This window comes from Protofrankia sp. Cr2, assembly GCF_963555885.1.
In the GTDB taxonomy this organism is placed as follows: domain Bacteria; phylum Actinomycetota; class Actinomycetes; order Frankiales; family Frankiaceae; genus Protofrankia.
Genome location: NZ_CAUVXG010000105.1, coordinates 1 through 1,847, shown reverse-complemented (window position 1 = coordinate 1,847; position 1,847 = coordinate 1). Strand labels below are relative to the sequence as shown.

At 66.4% G+C, this 1,847-nt stretch carries 2 protein-coding genes; both read left to right on the top strand.

The window, feature by feature from the left end:
* The coding region (locus U9978_RS23625; RefSeq protein WP_322763352.1) for an SCO family protein at positions 1–547 on the top strand (547 nt) is incomplete at its 5' end.
* Between the two features lie 111 nt (positions 548–658).
* Positions 659–1,847 (top strand): glycosyltransferase (locus tag U9978_RS23620; protein ID WP_322763351.1); only part of this gene is annotated, 1,189 nt, incomplete at its 3' end.

The window sequence follows — 1,847 nt, the reverse complement described above, 5'->3', positions numbered from 1 at the left end:
ATCGAATGTCGTGCCGGCGGCGGGCGGGTGGCACGGCACCGTTGCGAAGGTGTCCAGGCCCCGGCCTTCGTTCACACTGACCGACACCTCTGGGCGGAGTTTCGACTTTGCCAAGGAGACCGCCGGCCGGGCCACGCTTCTGTTCTTCGGCTATACCAACTGCGCGGATGTCTGCCCGACGACAATGGCTGATATCGCCGCGGCCAAGCAACTGGTGAGCCCGGCTGTCGGCGGAGCGGTCACCGTCGTCTTCGTCACGACCGATCCCGGCCGTGACACAGCGGGAGTGCTCCGGCGCTGGTTGAACCAGTTCGATGCCACCTTCGTCGGGCTCACCGGTTCACCAGCGCAGCTTGATGCCGCGCAGCAGGCGGCCGGCGTCCCGCTCGCGAGCGCGCAACAGGTACCGGGTGGCCGGTACAGCGTGGCGCATGCGGCCCAGGTCGCCGGCTATGGCGCCGATGACACCGAACACGTTCTTTATTTTGCCAGTACCAAGGTCGCAGACTATGCGGCCGACTTCCCGCGGCTGGTCGCCGTCTCGTGAGAACTCAGGTAGGAATCTGTGAATCCCAGCCAGGTACTTGCCCCGCCACCGCCGCTGCGAACCCGTTTGGACAGCCCATCCGGACGGCCGCGTTTCGTGGTGAGCGGTGGGATGAGCGTGTTCATCCGCGTCGCATTGTCGGTCGTGTTCGCGTGGTTTCTCGGGGTGGGGGGCCAGGTCGCGTACGGATACTCGGTCGTTGCCACGATATTTCTCGTACAAGGTCTTGACCGGGACTTCACCGGGTGGCGCCGGCAGGCCGGCTGGTTGTGGTCCGAGACGGCTCGCATGTCGACCGAGGCGGTCGGCTGGCTCATCTTCGTCGAGCTGACGGCAAACGACCGGAGCGCTCCGGTGGTCGGACAGGTCAGCATCCACCAGGCGGTCGTCACCCTGGTGAGTGCGCTGGTGGTGGTTTCCGGGCACGTGGTGGTCGGCACCTGGCTTGTCGCCGTACAGACCGACCCGACGCCACGTGCGCGCTTCCTTCGCGGCTGTCTCGTCCTGCCGCTAGTTCCGCTACTTGTAGCGACGACCCGTGCGCTGTATCTGAACCGCGGCGACGTGGCACTCGCCGGGTGGACCGCCGTGTCGCTCGCGATGCTGTTCGTCGCCGGGTTGACCCTGGTCCGGGCGCAGTACGGCTGGCAGCGGCCCGAACGGGTTGACCACGTGCACCTGGAGGACCGCGCGCCGGCCCGGCACACCTTTTCACTGATCGTGCCCGCACGGGAGGAGCCCGTCCTCGGCCGTACCCTGGCCCAGCTACTGGCCGGTGCTTACCCGCCGGACCTCTTCGAGCTCGTCGTCGTGGTATCCGACGACGAGGTCGACCGACAGACGCGTGCAGTCGCCCAGGATTTCGCCGACCGTCACCCCAATGTCAAGCTCGTGACGCCGCGGAGCGCAATGCGCAGCAAGCCGCTTTCACTGGAGGATGCGCGGAAGTACTGTCAGGGCGATCTGATCGGTATCGTCGACGCGGAGTCGCTGGTCGCCGGCGGGTTGCTCGCCTACGTGAACACACTCGCCGTCAATCATCCCGAGATCGGGATTTTCCAGGGCGGCGTCCAGCTGATGAATGTCCGCGGTGCGGGCTGGCAGCGACCGGAATCGGCCGGGCCGTTGCGCGCGCTGGCGTCCTGGCTCAACAGCGCCACATCGTGGTGGCGGGCACGTAACTGCCTGGAGTACTACATCTGGTTCATGTCGAGGTTGCGCTATCAGGCGGTGGCGCGTTTCATTCCGCTCGGCGGTAACACGGTATTCATCCGGCGCGAGGTTCTCGACGGGCTGGGCG